Annotated in this window: 17 protein-coding genes and 1 riboswitch; of the genes, 10 read left to right on the top strand and 7 right to left on the bottom strand. The window is 53.9% G+C overall.

Features of this window, described 5'->3' with window-relative positions; genetic code table 11:
• Nucleotides 1–37: 37 nt before the first annotated feature.
• From QJ48_RS12330 to QJ48_RS12310, 5 genes are all read right to left on the bottom strand, one after another.
• Nucleotides 38–889 (bottom strand): energy-coupling factor ABC transporter ATP-binding protein, encoded by an 852-nt coding sequence (locus tag QJ48_RS12330; protein WP_054973894.1) that lies wholly within the window; start codon nucleotides 887–889, stop codon nucleotides 38–40.
• A complete protein-coding gene (gene cbiQ, locus QJ48_RS12325; RefSeq protein WP_054973893.1) occupies nucleotides 886–1,689 on the bottom strand; it encodes a cobalt ECF transporter T component CbiQ in 804 nt (267 codons plus the stop codon). The genes QJ48_RS12330 and cbiQ overlap by 4 nt, the downstream gene beginning before the upstream one ends.
• Nucleotides 1,686–1,970 carry an energy-coupling factor ABC transporter substrate-binding protein gene (locus QJ48_RS12320; protein ID WP_054973892.1) on the bottom strand — a complete coding sequence of 95 codons (285 nt, stop codon included), beginning with the start codon at nucleotides 1,968–1,970 and terminating at the stop codon, nucleotides 1,686–1,688. Before QJ48_RS12320 ends, cbiQ begins: the two co-directional genes overlap by 4 nt.
• Complete coding sequence (locus QJ48_RS12315) at nucleotides 1,967–2,734, bottom strand: energy-coupling factor ABC transporter permease (RefSeq protein WP_054973891.1); 768 nt, start codon at nucleotides 2,732–2,734, stop codon at nucleotides 1,967–1,969. Before QJ48_RS12315 ends, QJ48_RS12320 begins: the two co-directional genes overlap by 4 nt.
• A gap of 141 nt (nucleotides 2,735–2,875) precedes the next feature.
• A riboswitch (cobalamin riboswitch) is annotated at nucleotides 2,876–3,067 on the bottom strand.
• Nucleotides 3,068–3,149: 82 nt separating this feature from the next.
• Nucleotides 3,150–3,998: an N-acyl homoserine lactonase family protein gene (locus QJ48_RS12310; protein ID WP_054973890.1), complete on the bottom strand. Its 849-nt coding sequence runs from the start codon at nucleotides 3,996–3,998 to the stop codon at nucleotides 3,150–3,152.
• 511 nt (nucleotides 3,999–4,509) lie between these two features.
• Between QJ48_RS12310 and QJ48_RS12305 the strand changes: the two genes are divergently transcribed.
• From QJ48_RS12305 to yhfH, 9 genes are all read left to right on the top strand, one after another.
• Complete coding sequence (locus tag QJ48_RS12305) at nucleotides 4,510–5,463, top strand: ABC transporter permease (RefSeq protein ID WP_054973889.1); 954 nt, start codon at nucleotides 4,510–4,512, stop codon at nucleotides 5,461–5,463.
• Nucleotides 5,453–6,403, top strand: coding sequence for an iron chelate uptake ABC transporter family permease subunit (locus QJ48_RS12300; RefSeq protein WP_054973888.1), 951 nt, complete (start codon nucleotides 5,453–5,455; stop codon nucleotides 6,401–6,403). The genes QJ48_RS12305 and QJ48_RS12300 overlap by 11 nt, the downstream gene beginning before the upstream one ends.
• The gene (locus QJ48_RS12295; protein ID WP_054973887.1) at nucleotides 6,397–7,155 is read left to right on the top strand and encodes an ABC transporter ATP-binding protein; all 759 of its coding nucleotides are present in this window, start codon (nucleotides 6,397–6,399) and stop codon (nucleotides 7,153–7,155) included. The genes QJ48_RS12300 and QJ48_RS12295 overlap by 7 nt, the downstream gene beginning before the upstream one ends.
• Before the next feature lie 65 nt (nucleotides 7,156–7,220).
• Complete coding sequence (locus QJ48_RS12290) at nucleotides 7,221–8,201, top strand: siderophore ABC transporter substrate-binding protein (protein WP_054973886.1); 981 nt, start codon at nucleotides 7,221–7,223, stop codon at nucleotides 8,199–8,201.
• Between the two features lie 145 nt (nucleotides 8,202–8,346).
• Nucleotides 8,347–8,535, top strand: coding sequence for a hypothetical protein (locus QJ48_RS12285; protein WP_054973885.1), 189 nt, complete (start codon nucleotides 8,347–8,349; stop codon nucleotides 8,533–8,535).
• A gap of 230 nt (nucleotides 8,536–8,765) precedes the next feature.
• Nucleotides 8,766–8,939: a hypothetical protein gene (locus QJ48_RS36840; RefSeq protein WP_157261611.1), complete on the top strand. Its 174-nt coding sequence runs from the start codon at nucleotides 8,766–8,768 to the stop codon at nucleotides 8,937–8,939.
• Between the two features lie 77 nt (nucleotides 8,940–9,016).
• Nucleotides 9,017–10,303: an isocitrate lyase gene (aceA, locus tag QJ48_RS12280; protein WP_054973884.1), complete on the top strand. Its 1,287-nt coding sequence runs from the start codon at nucleotides 9,017–9,019 to the stop codon at nucleotides 10,301–10,303.
• Between the two features lie 13 nt (nucleotides 10,304–10,316).
• Nucleotides 10,317–11,918 carry a malate synthase A gene (gene aceB, locus QJ48_RS12275; protein ID WP_054973883.1) on the top strand — a complete coding sequence of 534 codons (1,602 nt, stop codon included), beginning with the start codon at nucleotides 10,317–10,319 and terminating at the stop codon, nucleotides 11,916–11,918.
• 19 nt (nucleotides 11,919–11,937) lie between these two features.
• The gene (yhfH, locus tag QJ48_RS12270) at nucleotides 11,938–12,120 is read left to right on the top strand and encodes a protein YhfH (RefSeq protein WP_054973882.1); all 183 of its coding nucleotides are present in this window, start codon (nucleotides 11,938–11,940) and stop codon (nucleotides 12,118–12,120) included.
• Nucleotides 12,121–12,202: 82 nt separating this feature from the next.
• Here the strand turns inward: yhfH and QJ48_RS12265 are convergent, their stop codons facing one another.
• Both QJ48_RS12265 and lgt read right to left on the bottom strand, forming a co-directional pair.
• Entirely contained in the window at nucleotides 12,203–12,958 is a 756-nt protein-coding gene (locus QJ48_RS12265; protein ID WP_054973881.1) for a MerR family transcriptional regulator, read from the bottom strand.
• A 112-nt stretch (nucleotides 12,959–13,070) separates the two neighbouring features.
• Complete coding sequence (gene lgt / locus QJ48_RS12260) at nucleotides 13,071–13,871, bottom strand: prolipoprotein diacylglyceryl transferase (RefSeq protein WP_337589622.1); 801 nt, start codon at nucleotides 13,869–13,871, stop codon at nucleotides 13,071–13,073.
• 219 nt (nucleotides 13,872–14,090) lie between these two features.
• Here lgt and QJ48_RS12255 point away from each other — a divergent pair, with 219 nt between their 5' ends.
• Nucleotides 14,091–15,413, top strand: a complete 1,323-nt coding sequence (locus tag QJ48_RS12255) for a DRTGG domain-containing protein (RefSeq protein WP_054973879.1) — start codon at nucleotides 14,091–14,093, stop codon at nucleotides 15,411–15,413.
• Nucleotides 15,414–15,599: the final 186 nt, after the last annotated feature.

Here is a 15,599-nt window from a genome sequence, read left to right as displayed (position 1 = left end):
GAAGTTACCGGCGGAGGCGGGGCCGCTTGGTTCGCTGCTAAAGAGCGCCTGCGGCCCTATAGCCGTTTTGCAAAAAAGCTTTCATCGCTTCGACGCTTCGGGGCGGGACATGGCCTTTGCGCACGGCGGCCGGGAGCGCTTGCCAAAGCTCCAACAGCATCGGCGGCTCCAATCCAAGCTGGCGCAGCTTCCCTTCATCGGCGAACACTTCGTGCGGCGGACCCGCCATGCAGCATGCGCCTTGGTCCATGACCAGCACCCAATCGGCCCAAGCGTAGGCCAGATTCATATCGTGGGTCGCCATCGCTACCGTGATTCCCTGCTCTTGGGCGAGATCCAGCTCCTCCAGCAGCTGCCGCTCGGACAAGCGGTCGAGGTAGGCCGTCGGCTCGTCCAGCAGCAGAAGCTCGGGCTCCAGCACGAGCACGCCCGCCAGCGCGACGCGCTTCTTTTGCCCCAGACTCAGTTGATGGAGCGGGGTGTCGGCGAGAGGCTTCAGCCCCATAGAGAGCAGCATCCGCTCCGTACGGACGGCAATCTCATCCTCCGAGAGTCCGGCATTGCGCAGACCGTAGGAGACGTCTTCGTATGGCGTATTCAAAATCAACTGCTGCTCCGGGTCCTGGAATACAAGACCGACCTGCCGGCGAAGCCGCAGCAGGTCGTCGCGGCGGTACGATAAGGGCACGCCCTTCAGCTTCAGCTGTCCCGAAGCGGGGCGGTGGATGCCGATCGCATGCAGGAAAAAGGTCGATTTGCCGGACCCGTTGTGACCGCAGATTGCCGTCTTTTTTCCTTGCGGTATCGTTAAGGTCAAGCTGCGCAGCGCTTCCTCCCGGGTGCCGGGATAGCTGTACCGGAGGTCCAGCGCTTCCAACATCGGTTTCATACGAATCCCCTCCAGCGGAGCCAACACTCCAGCAGCAATAATATCGCGACGCCGATACCGCTCTCGAGGCGGTATCGGGCGGGAACCGTACCGGCCCGGTAAGGGGCAGGACGGATTTCCTCGGTAAATCCTCTGGAGACGAGACCGTGCGACAATCCTTTGTAACGGTGCATCGTCTTGACGAACAGCCGGACGATCAGCAACGCCGTGTCGTTCAGCCTGCGGCGAAAGCCGTTGTGTCCACCGCGAGCCCGCTGCGCGGTATACAGATCGTGCGCCGTCTCCGTCAAAATAAACAGGAAGCGGTACGTGATCAGCATAAGCTCCAGCGCCAAAGCCGGAACCCGCAGCCGTTTCATCACTTGGAACAGCTCGGCCACCGGCGTCGTGAACATGACGAACGAAACGGCCGACAAGCAAGCCGCCGCCCGCATGAACAACGCCGCAGCCGTATGCAGCCCTGTTTCGGTGACATAGACGGACCCGTACGGCCGGGACCACAGAACGAACACAGAGGAGCCGGGAGCGGCGACGCTTCCCGGCTGGATCTCGACGAGCAGGGCCGGCAGGCTGGCGATAAAAAACAGGCAAGCCGTTCCCAGCATAACCAGATGAGCTTTCAGCGGAATTCGAGCATACCGGACGACCCACACGATCATCCAGGCGAAAATCGCCGCCTGAACGGGAGGATGCGACCCATACGACAGCATGAACAGCGCGGCTGCAAAGCCGCATTTCCACATCGGGGAGATGCCACGAAGCCGATTGCTGTAAGAAAGCGAATCGATCAGCCGGATCATTGCGGTTTCGACTTGGACGCCTTACCCCGGAACAGGCCGATCACGTACCCGATAAATCCGGCTCCGATGGCGGCCTGCAGCGCGAACAGCATGCTTTCGGTTTCGGCTGGCGGCTCCAGCAGCGACGAGAACCAGGGCTCGTAGGACGGCTGGATCGTCTTGATCATTTCTTCGGCGGCGCCGTCGGCACCGCCGAACTCCGCATTCACGAAGAGCAGCGGCAGCACGGCCAGCAGGACGACGGCGACAAGCAGCAGGATGTTTTTGGTTGCGATTTTCACAGCTCGCGCGCTCCTTTCATTTTACGCTGCAGCAGCGACAGCTCTTCCGAGCTGTAGGCTTGCAGCCAGTTCCAGATTAATACGGTCAACAGCCCTTCGCTGATCGCCAGCGGAATTTGTGTTACGGCGAAGATGCCGCCGAATTTGAGAAGCGAGGCCGCTACGCCGCCTTGCTCGGCGGGAAAAGCGAGCGCCAGCTGAAGCGACGTCATGATGTAGGTGGACAAGTCGGCGAGCGCCGCCGCCGTGAAGATGGACAGCTTCTGCTTGCCGGTCGACTTCATCATTCCTTTGTACACCATGTAGCCTACGAACGGACCTGCGACGGCCATGGAGAATGCGTTGGCCCCGAGGGTCGTCAGCCCGCCGTGGGCAAGCAGTAGAGCTTGAAACAGCAGCACGATGGAGCCCAGCACGCTCATCGGCAGCGGACCGAACATGACCGCTCCGAGCCCCGTGCCCGTCGGATGGGAGCTGCTTCCCGTCACGGACGGAATTTTCAGCGCCGACAGCACGAAGGTGAAGGCGCCGGCCAGTCCGAGCATAATTTTCAGCTCCGGCGTTTCCTTCGTTATTTTCCGGAGCGCCCGCAGCCCGAGAATGAAGAAGGGCAGAAAGGCGGCCCACCAGAAAACGGCCCAGCCGAACGGAAGAAATCCTTCCATAATGTGCATGGCGTAAGCGGATTCGGGCGCGTTCAACAATAAATACAGCGTTAAACCGCTTACCAAAAACAGGGTGCCGATCGTCTTTTTCTTTTTCATAACTCTTCCTCCTGAATGATACTCGTAAACCAAAAAAAAGACCGATCCTGTAGGATGGGTCTTGGGTACGCACGCCGATAAACGACAATGCGCGCAGGTCATTGTCCGGCTATGTTCGTACACCTCTCCTTTCCGCGAAGGCTTTGGGGTGCATCGATAGGTAGGTCTCCTGGCTCTCGGATCGTCGTGTTCTTTCGCCTTCCCCGACGGGTGGATCGAGTGACGTCATGGAAAGAAACTCCCCGAATACAGTGGCGGGACCGCTCGGGATTTGCACCCGATTCCCTGTTACCCTTTGCTCTGCGCAAAGGCACCTTATCGATCAAGTATGCAATTGTCTGAGGCTTGCGTCAGAATGTCGATACAAAACTATTCGATACAGACAGGACATTTCCTTTCCAATGTCCGAAAATTTTTACTGGTAATATCCTTCAGTCGATTTGCGGAACGTTTTGAATTGCTCCGCATCATGTCCGAACCACACTTGGGAGTTCGTTCGCTTAGCCTGCGTGCGGATTCGCTCCACCGCGTTCCGGTAACCTAGCGAATCGTACAAAATGCCTGGCGGCTTGACCGGAGGGCCGAAGCTTTCAGCCGTATACACGGCATCGGAAGCGAGGATGATTCCGCCCGTTTCCGGCATGTCGAGGTGCAAGCCTAACATGCCCCAGGCATGGCCGCTTCCAAAATTAAGAATCTTGATGCCTTCGGCCAGATCCAGGTTATCTTCATGGCGCTTGACCGTTTTCCAATGCAAATGGTTTTTGATCCACGCATCGATGTCCGCCCAAATATAGCCGCCTTCTTTTTGGTTGCGGGCGTAGGACTGCAGCGCGCCGTTCAGCTCGTCCTCGTGGACGATAATCGTTGCTTTCGTGAACATCTCCAGGCATCCGGCATGGTCCAGATGCAAATGGGAGGCAATCACGTACTTGATGTCCTCGGGTCTTACTTTCAGCTGCTCCAGCCGGTTATGCAGGTAGCATTCCTCGCTCGCCGTCCAAGGGAACGCCTGCTGGGTCCATTGCGTCCAGCGTCCTTGGGCGCCCATCGAGTTCGGGTTACAGGACGTATCGAACAAAATTTTCCCTTCCGGATGATCGATCAATACGGTGTAGATCGGGAATTCCACGAACTGCGTCTGTGCATTGGGATTGCTGACCGTTGCCGGATTGTGCATGGCGATCAGCCAGTTTTTGTCCATGCTCATCCGGCCGTTGTCCATCACGTACAGCTTGGGCCGGGCCTTCATCGGATTTGACATATTCATTCCTCCTATTATAAAGAATATATTCGCTTGTACGCTCGCTCATGCTCCGGATTTCAACTTTGATGAGCGGTATAGACATACAATAGTAGATAAACTAAAATTACAAAAGTAGGCACTTTTTGGTGTCCTGGGTACTTCCAGGTGCATAGGAGGGAGATCATTTGACATCTTCGCCCAAAACAAGACCATTCGGGAACTCGCCAGCGACTTGCGGTTACAGCAGAGTTCTTGAATTGATATCCGACAACTGGACGGCGCTCGTCATATACACCCTGGAAGAATACTTCAATTGACCGCTTCTCAACAAAGCTCAGGCAATCGCTCGCGCGGTTGCCTTTTTGCATAGGCTATTTCCGGTAAATTTTGAAAAAAACCTTGACTGACACAGCCGTGTTGTCTAATATAGTTTAAGATTGTTCATTAAGAATGATTCTCAATATCGTTTACACTGATAATGAAAATCATTATCGCATTATTCACCATTAAACTATTGTTAGGGAATGTTATGAGAAAAACTTATTTGGTCCTTGCCCTGATTGTTTTATCCGTTGCTTCTCTATTCATTGGCGCGAAAGATTTGACGCTGACCGATATCGTACAGTGGAACGAAGAGAAGGTCGAGGTGCTGATGATCAGCCGGTTCCCGCGCTTGATCAGCATTCTGATCGCCGGCATGAGCATGAGCATCGTGGGTTTGATTATGCAGCAGCTCAGCCGCAACAAATTCGTCTCCCCGTCGACCGCGGGCACAATGGATTCGGCCAGTCTGGGCATTCTGGTCGCTCTGCTGGTCTTTACGGAGGCGACTCCGCTGCAGAAGATGTTCGTCGCTTTTATCTTTTCGCTGGCCGGTACATACGTGTTTATGAAAATTCTCGATCGGGTGAAATTTAAGGATGCGATCTTCATCCCGCTCATCGGTCTTATGCTCGGCAATCTCATCGAATCGATGACGACCTTTTTCTCCTATAAATACGATCTGATTCAAAGCATGTCTTCGTGGCTGCACGGGGACTTCTCGGGTGTGCTGAAAGGCCGCTACGAGCTGCTATACATCAGCATTCCCGCCACAGTGCTGGCTTACTTGTTCGCCAATAAGTTTACGGTCGCCGGGATGGGCGAGGATTTTTCCGTCAACCTCGGATTGAATTACAGGCAGGTGGTCAACATCGGACTTGTGATTGCGGCCCTGGTCACCTCGGTCGTCGTGCTGACGGTCGGCATGATCCCGTTTCTCGGCTTGATCATTCCGAACATCGTCACCATTTATCAAGGGGACAACCTGAAAAAAAATCTTCCCCATACCGCTTTGCTCGGAGCCGTCTTCGTGCTGGCCTGCGATATTTTCGGGCGGGTGATCATTTATCCGTATGAAATTTCGATCGGATTGACCGTGGGGGTTATCGGAAGCGGGATTTTTCTTTACCTGCTTATGAGGAGAAAGAAATATGAGCAATAAAGCCAAGTTAACCTTGCTTGCCGTGATCGCGGTGGCTTTGGTTGTGCTGTTTATGGTCATTCAGTCGGGCGGCAATTGGGATTATATTCTTCCCCGCCGAGGCAAGAAGGTGCTCGCGCTGCTGCTTACCGGCTTCTGCATCGCCTTCTCGACGATGGTGTTTCAGACGATTACGAACAACCGGATTTTGACGCCAAGCATGATCGGGCTCGATTGGCTCTACATGCTGCTCCAAACCGCCATCGTTTTTATTTTCGGCGCAACCGGCCTGACGACGATCAGCAATGAATGGAATTTCGCGCTGTCCGTCGGATTGATGGTGCTGTTCGCGCTTCTGCTCCATAAGCTGATGTTCCGCAAAGAGGGAACGAACATTTATCATTTGCTGCTCGTCGGACTTGTTCTTGGAACGCTGTTTCAAAGCTCGTCCTCGTTCATGCAGATGCTGATCAACCCGAACGCGTTCCTGGTGCTGCAGGGCAAGCTGTTTGCCAGCTTCAGCAGCGTTGACTCGGATCTTTTGACGATCTCGGTCGTCGCGGTGCTGGTCATTACGCTGTATTTTAAAAAGCTTCTTACCTATTTGGATGTCATTTCGTTAGGCAAAGAGCATGCGATCAATCTGGGTGTGCCGTACGACAGCATCGTGAAAAGGCTGCTGATCGTCGTCGCGATTCTGGCGTCGATCGCTACCGCCTTGGTCGGACCGATTACGTTCTTCGGGCTGCTTGTCGCCAACGTCACGCACCAATTTTTGCGCACGTACCGGCACAGTCAGCTTATTGTCGGCGCGATCCTGATTGGGATGATCGCCTTGGTCGGCGGGCAATTGATGGTGGAACGGGTGTTTACCTTTACGACCACACTCAGCGTCATCGTGAATTTCATCGGCGGGTCTTACTTTCTATATCTTCTGTTGAAGGAGAACAAATCGTGGTAGAAGTACGCAACGTAACGAAAGCCTACGGGAACAAGCGCGTCGTCGATCAAGTCTCCGTCAAGGTCAACAAAGGAAGCATCACCGCTTTTATCGGGCCGAATGGCGCCGGCAAAAGCACGCTGTTGTCCATGATGAGCCGCCTTCTGACGAGGGACGAGGGAGAAGTGTGGATCGAAGGCAAAGAAATCGGGCAGTACAAGAGCGGCGAGCTGGCCAAAAAAATCTCGATTCTGAAGCAGTCCAACCACATCGGCATCCGTTTGACGGTGCGGGAGCTTGTCAGCTTCGGCCGCTTCCCTTATTCGCAGGGCAAGCTGACGAAAGAGGATTGGACGTTCGTCGACGAGGCTATCCGCTACATGGAGCTCGAAGACATGCAGCACAAGTATATCGATCAATTGAGCGGCGGCCAACGGCAGCGGGCTTACATCGCCATGGTCATCGCGCAGAATACCGAGTACATTTTGCTGGATGAGCCGTTGAACAATCTGGATATGAAACATTCGGTCCAAATTATGAAGGTGCTGCGACGGCTGGTCGACGAGCTGGGCAAGACGATTGTCATCGTGATCCACGACATTAATTTTGCCTCCTGCCATGCCGATTACATTGTGGCGCTCAAGGACGGGAAGCTGGTCCGCGAAGGCCCGACGGCCGAGATCATCGAGGAATCCGTGCTCAAGGACATTTACGACATGGATATCCATATCGAAGATATCAACGAGAACAAGATTTGCGTCTATTTTGCTTAGCCGATTGTCCAAGGGACGCCATACCGTCCTTTGCAATAAATATTACGATTATCGAGGTGGTCAAGATGAAAAAAATTTCATGGATGCTCATGATGGTGCTCCTGGCCGTTGCGGTCGCGGCGTGCGGAACGAACGGTTCCGGCAGCTCCAATAATGCGACAGGAGGCGGCGATGCGAAGAACGCGAACACGGCCGCACCGAAAGATAGTGAAGAGCTGACGATTAAACATAAGCTTGGGGAAACGAAAGTCAAGAAGAACCCGAAGAAGGTCGTTGTATTCGACTTCGGCACGCTGGACTCGCTGGATAAATTGGGCGTAGAAGTGGCCGGCGTTCCGTCGAAAAACCTGCCTTCGTATTTGTCCAAATACAAGGACAGCAAGTATGCGAACGTAGGCGGCCTGATGGAGCCGGACTTTGAGAAGATCAACCAGCTCAAGCCCGATCTGATCATCATCTCCGCACGGCAATCGGCCAAGTACGAGGAGTTTAAAGCTATCGCTCCGACGATCTTTATGGGCGTGGACGACAAAAGCTACATGAAATCGTTCGAAGAGAACGTGAAGCTGCTCGGCCAAATTTTCGGCAAGGAAGCGGCAGCGGAGAAGGAGTTCGCCGCCATCAGCGACTCCGTCAAGAAGCTGAAGGAAAAAGCGTCCACAGGCGGCAAAACCGCATTGGTCATCCTGACGACCGGCGGCAAGACCAGCGCTTATGGCCAAGGCTCGCGCTTCGGCATTATCCACGACGAATTCGGCTTTACGCCTGCAGACAAAGATATCAAGGTGGAGACGCACGGCCAAAGCGTAACGTTCGAGTACGTGGCTCAGAAAGACCCGGACTATCTGTTTGTCGTCGACCGTGACGCTGTTGTCGGCAACGGAACCCCGGCAAAGCAAATCGTGGAAAATGAGCTGACGAAGAAAACGAAAGCCTACAAAAACGGCAAAATCATTTATCTGGATTCGAACTACTGGTACCTGTCCGGCGGCGGCTTGCTTTCCGTAGCCGAGATGGTGAAAGAAGCGGAAAAAGCGGTGCAGTAACAATAACCGCGCCGTCATAACGCTGCAGCATGAACAACCTCCCTTTATTGCCCGGCCGGCGATAAGGGAGTTTGTTTTGTTATAGTGAATAATTATCGCGCCGGGCGTCAACCCTATCTTCATCTTAACAGGTGGAGGTTTGGCGATGGAGCGGGAAGAACAACAAGAAGGGTATTTCGAACATTTTACGAATAACAGCGTTACAACGCCTCCGGGTCAGGAGGATATGGCAGCGACCGATGGAATCAGCAAATTCGTGGAGCGGATGATGGACGGCCTCGCCGGGGAAGCGGACGATTCCGGTTCGGAGCGGGCGCGCTCTTCGTCAGAGTGACATAGGTTTAATATACGTCCGAGCAAGCGGCTTTTCCCGAAAAGGGAGAAGCCGCTTTTTCGCGTTGTATCGCGGGTTTGGAGCATGCAGCAAAGCCTGTTTTGTATACACTGTTATAAAACAGTAAAAAAATTTTAAAAACAGTATTGAACAGTTTGAATTGTTGTTATATAATAACCTCATCGAACAAAAACACTGTACTATAATAAAAACAAATGGAGGTAGTTCACATGAATTGTCCGATATGTCACGGTCACGGCGAAATTGAATCCCCTAACTTTCATTCCGGCGGCGTATCCAAGAACGACGAAAAGCAACCCCCGGAATACCGGGACGCTTTCGGCACGAAGGTAACCATCTGCTTCTGGTGCTGCGGCAACGGCTACGTAGAAAGCCACGAGTAGTCCGTATCGATTTCCAACTTGCTATCACATCGTAATTACTCATATTACTCATAACCAATTTCAGGAGGGCAAAAGGGATGACAACCAATAATCGTAAAGCGCAATCGGAACAGCTTCAGCAAAAATGGAATTCCAAACGGTACGAGGGGGTACGGCGCCCGTACGGTCCGGAAGACGTACTTCGCTTGCGGGGCTCGGTACTGATCGAGCACACGCTGGCACAGCGGGGAGCGGAGAAGCTGTGGAAGCTGGTTCATACGGAGGATTACGTTCATGCCCTGGGTGCCCTGACAGGCAATCAAGCTCTCCAGCAGGCGAAGGCCGGACTGAAGGCCATTTATCTCAGCGGCTGGCAGGTGGCGGCGGACGCCAACCTGAGCGGTCAAATGTATCCCGACCAAAGCCTGTATCCCGCGAACAGCGTACCTGCCGTGGTCAAGCGGATCAATCAGACGCTGCAAAGAGCGGATCAAATTCAGCACGCGGAAGGGAAAGAGAACATTGACTTTTTCCTGCCGATCGTGGCCGACGCTGAAGCGGGCTTCGGCGGACCGCTTAACGTCTTCGAATTAATGAAAGCGATGATCGAAGCGGGAGCGGCAGCCGTTCACTTCGAGGATCAGCTCTCCTCGGAGAAGAAATGCGGACATATGGGCGGCAAGGTACTGCTGCCTACCCGACAGGCAGTCCGCCATCTGATCGCGGCCAGACTTGCTGCCGATGTCATGGGCGTCGATACGATTATCATCGCCAGAACGGATGCGAATGCGGCCAAGCTGCTGACCAGCGATATCGACGATAACGACAAGCCGTTCCTGACAGGCGAGCGTTCGCCGGAAGGCTTCTATTATGTCAAAGACGGGCTGGACCAAGCGATTTCCCGAGGTCTCGCATACGCTCCTTATGCCGATATGGTCTGGTGCGAAACGGCCGAGCCGAACCTGGAGGAAGCGCGGCGGTTTGCGGAAGCAATCCACGCGAAGTACCCCGGCAAGCTGCTCGCCTACAACTGCTCGCCTTCGTTCAACTGGAAGAAGAAGCTGGACGATGCCACGATCGCGGCGTTCCAGCGGGAATTAGGAAAGATGGGCTACAAATTCCAATTCGTGACGCTGGCCGGGTTCCATTCGTTGAACCACAGCATGTTCGAATTGGCCAGAGGGTACCGCGACCGCGGAATGGCCGCCTACTCGGAGCTGCAGCAGTCGGAGTTCGCCAGCGAGCGTTACGGCTACGAAGCGACCCGCCACCAGCGCGAAGTCGGAACCGGCTACTTCGATGAAGTGTCGCTTGTCTTGTCCGGAGGCGATTCCGTGACGACGGCGCTCAAGGATTCTACCGAAGCGGAACAGTTTGCGGGCTAAGGAGGCCGAGGCGATGACTTATCATGCGGTTTCACAAGGCGTGCTGCTGAAGGGCCGAATGCATAACCCGGCTTATTTTGAAATCTTGACTCCGGCCGCGCTGGAATTTGTGGCGGAATTGGAGAAAAAATTCGGTCATCGGCGTCTCTCCTTGCTGAAACAGCGGGAAGAGCGGCAGCAGAGAATCGATGCGGGGGAACTGCCCGATTTTTTGAAGGAGACGGAGGACGTTCGCAGCGGGGATTGGCGCATTGCGCCGATCCCGCCCGATCTGACCGACCGCAGGGTCGAGATCACCGGGCCTGCCGGCGACCGGAAAATGGTCATTAACGCGCTGAATTCCGGCGCGAAGCTGTATATGGCGGATTTTGAAGACGCGAACTCGCCGCAGTGGAGCAATTGCATCGAAGGACAAATCAACATGAGGGACGCCGTGCGGCGAACGATCCGGTTCGAGTCCCCGGAAGGCAAGACGTATGCGCTGAACGAGCAGACGGCCGTGCTGAAGGTCCGCCCCCGGGGCTGGCATCTGGAAGAAAAGCACGTATGGATCGATCAGCGTCCGATGTCGGCGGGATTGTTCGACTTCGGCCTGTTCTTCTTCCACAACGCGCAAGCGCTGCTGGATCGGGGGAGCGCCCCGTACTTCTACTTGCCGAAGCTGGAAAGCCATCTGGAAGCGAGATTGTGGAACGATGTCTTCACCTTTGCCGAAGAGAAGCTGGGCATTCCCGTGGGCACGATCAAAGCGACGGTGCTGATCGAGACGATTCTGGCGGCTTTTGAAATGGACGAAATTTTGTATGAGCTGCGGGAGCACAGCGCAGGTCTCAACTGCGGGCGCTGGGACTATATTTTCAGCTACATCAAAAAGCTCAGAAACCAGGAGCATGTCATTTTGCCGGACCGCGGCCTGGTAACGATGGAATCGCCGTTCATGCGCGCCTATTCGCTGCTGGCGATCCAGACGTGCCACAAGCGGGGAGCGCCTTGCATCGGCGGCATGGCCGCGCAAATTCCGATCAAGGATGATCCCGAAGCTAACGAGGAGGCCATGCGGAAGGTCCGTGCGGATAAGACGCGCGAAGCGACGCAAGGGCATGACGGAACCTGGGTCGCCCATCCGGGCCTTGTCCCGGTCGCCCGGGAAGTGTTCGACCGCCTGATGCCGGCGCCCAATCAGATCGACCGGCAGCTGACGGGCATCGAGGTGACGGCCGCCGACCTGCTCGAAGTTCCGCAGGGACCGATTACGGAAGCCGGCGTGCGTACGAACATTCATGTCGGGCTTCATTATTTGGAAGCGTGGCTGCGTGGCTACGGCGCGGTGCCGATCCGCAACCTGATGGAGGATGTAGCGACCGCGGAAATTTCGCGGGCGCAGCTGTGGCAGTGGATTCATCATCCGAAGGGCATTCTGGAGGACGGGCGCAAAGTCACGGCCGATCTGTTCGGAGAGCTGCTTGAAGAAGAACTGAAGGCGATTCGGGAGCGCGTCGGCGCGGACCGTTTCGAACAAGGACAATACATGCTGGCGAAAACGCTGTTTAGCGATATGACGACGTCCGCCACATTCGAGGACTTTTTGACCATCCCAAGCTACGCGCATTTATAATGAATGGAGGAGAAGGAATATGCTTCAATCATCGATGAAATTTTACGAGCAGCTTCCGGCCAAGTGCTGCAGCCGCTGCGGCGAAACGGTAGAGGAGCTGGCGGACTGCCATCATACGGAGTGCTATAAATGCTCGGAAACGGTATTTTATCCGTTGTCGCCCATCTTTCTGAGCATGTACAATTCGGCGATTCAAGAGTAACGGGCCGTATCGTCGACTCGCAAAAAAAACAGCTCCTTTCCTGCGCGGAAGGGAGCTGTAAATTTTTGATCGACTATTTCAGTTATTGTTGTTCTGCTGCCGCGTAGGACTCGGCTGCTGCGGACAGGTAATACGCCAATCCGGTTTGCTGGTCTTCCAGCATGCGAAGATGAAAGTCGTCGCCGAGGAAAAAGCGCGTTTGGGCTGCAAAATCAGCAGGAGTGACGGTATGCCCGTGCTTGTTCATAAAATCAAGGTGCTCCCGGATCAGCCGCTGAATTTCCGCGTCGCTGTGCTTGATCCCCGTTCGCAAAGCTTCTGCGATATGATTCATAAATGCCGCCGCCTCCAGAGCCTGCTCATTCATGCTTTGCGCATCGATTTCTGCGGAATCGAGCATGTCGTAGCCGTAGGCGTCCTTCAAATGCCGATTCTGTTCCTCCAATGCCTTTTCCCATTCCTGCGCGCTTTCGAACCCTTTGAACATGTCTTTGCTATTCATGATTTCTCCCTTCTCCATGCTGACCATGGATTGTTGTAAGGTTTGAATGATCGTTTCCAGCCTTTGCTTGCGGAGCAGAAGCAGTTCCTCCTGCCGCGCGAGAATCGCGTGCCGCTCAGGTTCCTCTTCAAGCAGCCGCGCGATTTCCTTCAAAGGAAAATCCAATTCCCGGTAAAACAAAATGTGCTGCAGACGTTCCAACTCTTTCATCCCGTATAACCGGTATCCCGCTTCGCTGACCTCGCACGGCACCAGAAGCCCGATTTTATGGTAATGATGCAGCGTCTTGACGGTTACGCCGGACAATGAAGATATTTCTTTGACCGTATACAGTATGTCGTGTTCCTCCTTTCGAATTTTAGTGTACAGACTCCTCCAAGGGGAGGGTCAAGAAAAAAAGCCGCGATATTCGCGACCTGAAAAATATGTTGAAGCCAGTCATGGATGGCTAGGCCATGCCTTCTTTCGTTTGGGGAGCTCGAAAATGAAGGTAAACGCCAATGCCTAAGGAAAGAATAACGATCGTTGCCGATGTCCATTGCGCTGCCGTCCAATGAAATAAATACCTTGGCGAATCGCCGCGCAGCATTTCCAACAGGAATCGTCCTATATTGTAGAGGATATTGTAAGCAAGAAACAGATAGCCGCGTTTTAATTTTTTTCTCAAAAGAATCATGAGCAGGGCAAAAATGACGATATCCATTTGTCCTTCCCATACTTCGGCGGGCCATAGCGGTTGATCGCCATAGGTGGCTCTTGCGTTGGTGCCTTCGGGATACAGAATGCCAAAATTGCCGCCTGTCGGATCTCCAAAAGCATCGCCGTTCATCAAGTTGGCATCGCGGCCGATGCTTTGGGCAAGAATGAGACCCGGTGCACATAAGTCCGCCATTTCCCAAAACGATAGTTTGTGCTTTCGAACATACCAGATCCCTACGAGAATAGCCCCTACCACCCCGCCCTGAATCGACAAACCGCCATGCCATATCGCGATAATTTCTTCCGGATGTTTGGAGTAAAACTCCCACTCAAAGAAAAATACCGTCCAAAATCTTGAACCGATAATCGCTCCGATCATCATCGGCACAATCAGGTTCATCAAATGTTCTGCCAAATGATCTTTTTTTTGCAGCTTGGCTAAAGTAATCGTAAATCCAACGCCAAGAATAATCGCCAAAACAAACAAGATGCTGTACGAACGAATGGGAAAAGAACCCAGGTGTGCGATATACTGATGCAATCCGGCCACTTCTTTCTGCGTTAGTATGATAATGAAAATAATAATTTAGTATGATAGGTATTTTCAAGCATGGATGTATTCGACGAAGAAATATGCCAAATTTGCGGGGGAATTCCAGGTTTAAGCTCGTTTTCGGTTTTTGCCGTCGGCCGGGGCTCTGTTTTTGTGTATCCGCTTATAGTATAATTGTTAAAGATTGTTACAGTTGTAAACTAGGCGGGTGAAGCGATGCAGGAAGAGACGCTGACCAAGCACGAGCAGATCATTCGATATATCGAGGAATTGAGCGTAGGAACGCACATCTCTGTCCGTAAAATTGCCCAGGCCCTCGAAGTCAGCGAGGGAACGGCCTACCGCGCGATGAAAGAAGCGGAAAGTCTGGGTTATGTCAGCACGAAGGACCGTACGGGCACGGTGCGAGTGGAGAAAAAAGAACCGCAGGCGATCGACAAGCTGACGTTCGCCGAGGTGGTCAATATTGTGGACGGGGAGGTGCTCGGCGGCGCGAGCGGCCTTCATAAGTCTTTGAATAAATTCGTGATCGGGGCGATGCAGCTCGAAGCGATGAAACGCTATATCGAGCCGGGCAATCTGCTCATTGTCGGCAACCGCACCCAGGCGCATCTCTATGCGTTGGGGCAGGGCGCCGGCATCCTCGTGACGGGCGGCTTCCAGACGCTGGACGAGGCCAAGGAGCTGGCCGACGAGCTTGAGCTGCCGATTATTAGCACCAGCTACGATACGTTTACTGTGGCGACGATGATCAACCGCGCGATCTATGACCAACTGATCAAGAAAAAAATTATGCTCGTCCGCGACATTATCCGAACGGATACCCGGGTCTATTCGCTGCGCGCCGAGGATACTGTCTCGGACATGCGCCATTGGATGGACGAAACCGGACATACCCGCTTTCCGGTCGTGGACGAACGGAACAAGCCGATCGGCATGGTGACGGCGAAGGACGTCGTCGGCGCCGAAGCCGGACAGCCGATTCACCAGCTCATGACGCTGGACCCGCTCACCGTGAGCGATCAGGCGCCCGTCGCCTCGGTTAGCCATACGATGGTGTGGGAGGGCATCGAGCTTCTGCCTGTAGTCGGAAAGGACGGAAAAATGGTCGGCGTGATCAGCCGGGACGATGTACTCAAGGCGATGCAGTATTTGCAAACGCAGCCGCAGCACGGGGAAACTCTCGAGGATCAAATATGGTCCGGGATGGAAAAAGTGCGGGGCAAAGACGGTGAATTTTATTACCGGGGAACCGTTACCGCCCAAATGACCAATCCGATCGGGACGGTGTCGGAAGGCATTCTGACGACCCTGATGAGCCAGGTAGCGATCCGCACGATCCGGGAACAAAAAAGAGGCGATTTGATCGTGGACAGCTCCTCGAATTATTTTTTGCTGCCGATCCCGATCGACAGCGTGATCGAATGCGTGCCGAACGTGCTGGAGATGAGCCGCAAGTACGGGAAGATCGAAGTGGATATTTTCTGCGACGGGAAACGAATGGCGAAGTCGACGTTTACTTGCCGTTTGACGGATTGAAGGTTTGAAAATGCGAGCCCCTTGACCATGTGAAAGGTTAAGGGGCTTCGCTTGTTGAGAAACCGCTTCGTGAAGAAATTCTCTGCATACGCCGGTGGGGTATATCCCTCCAGCCGCTCTTGAAACCCGTGAATTTGATTAGAATTTGCGGTATTTTCACGGGTTTCAAAGGCGGACGTAAACTCT

Source organism: Paenibacillus sp. A3, assembly GCF_001399685.1.
In the GTDB taxonomy this organism is placed as follows: Bacteria; Bacillota; Bacilli; order Paenibacillales; family NBRC-103111; genus Paenibacillus_G.
Note: the sequence above shows the minus strand (reverse complement) of the source record. Positions and strands in the feature narration are given on the sequence as shown.

Bases quoted from the DNA above. Each gene is read 5' to 3' on its own strand.
- QJ48_RS12330 (WP_054973894.1), bottom strand. From the start codon at position 889: ATGAAACCGATGTTGGAAGCGCTGGACCTCCGGTACAGCTATCCCGGC.
- cbiQ (WP_054973893.1), bottom strand. From the start codon at position 1,689: ATGATCCGGCTGATCGATTCGCTTTCTTACAGCAATCGGCTTCGTGGC.
- QJ48_RS12315 (WP_054973891.1), bottom strand. From the start codon at position 2,734: ATGAAAAAGAAAAAGACGATCGGCACCCTGTTTTTGGTAAGCGGTTTA.
- QJ48_RS12310 (WP_054973890.1), bottom strand. From the start codon at position 3,998: ATGTCAAATCCGATGAAGGCCCGGCCCAAGCTGTACGTGATGGACAAC.
- QJ48_RS12305 (WP_054973889.1), top strand. From the start codon at position 4,510: ATGAGAAAAACTTATTTGGTCCTTGCCCTGATTGTTTTATCCGTTGCT.
- QJ48_RS12300 (WP_054973888.1), top strand. From the start codon at position 5,453: ATGAGCAATAAAGCCAAGTTAACCTTGCTTGCCGTGATCGCGGTGGCT.
- QJ48_RS12290 (WP_054973886.1), top strand. From the start codon at position 7,221: ATGAAAAAAATTTCATGGATGCTCATGATGGTGCTCCTGGCCGTTGCG.
- QJ48_RS12285 (WP_054973885.1), top strand. From the start codon at position 8,347: ATGGAGCGGGAAGAACAACAAGAAGGGTATTTCGAACATTTTACGAAT.
- QJ48_RS36840 (WP_157261611.1), top strand. From the start codon at position 8,766: ATGAATTGTCCGATATGTCACGGTCACGGCGAAATTGAATCCCCTAAC.
- aceA (WP_054973884.1), top strand. From the start codon at position 9,017: ATGACAACCAATAATCGTAAAGCGCAATCGGAACAGCTTCAGCAAAAA.
- aceB (WP_054973883.1), top strand. From the start codon at position 10,317: ATGACTTATCATGCGGTTTCACAAGGCGTGCTGCTGAAGGGCCGAATG.
- yhfH (WP_054973882.1), top strand. From the start codon at position 11,938: ATGCTTCAATCATCGATGAAATTTTACGAGCAGCTTCCGGCCAAGTGC.
- QJ48_RS12255 (WP_054973879.1), top strand. From the start codon at position 14,091: ATGCAGGAAGAGACGCTGACCAAGCACGAGCAGATCATTCGATATATC.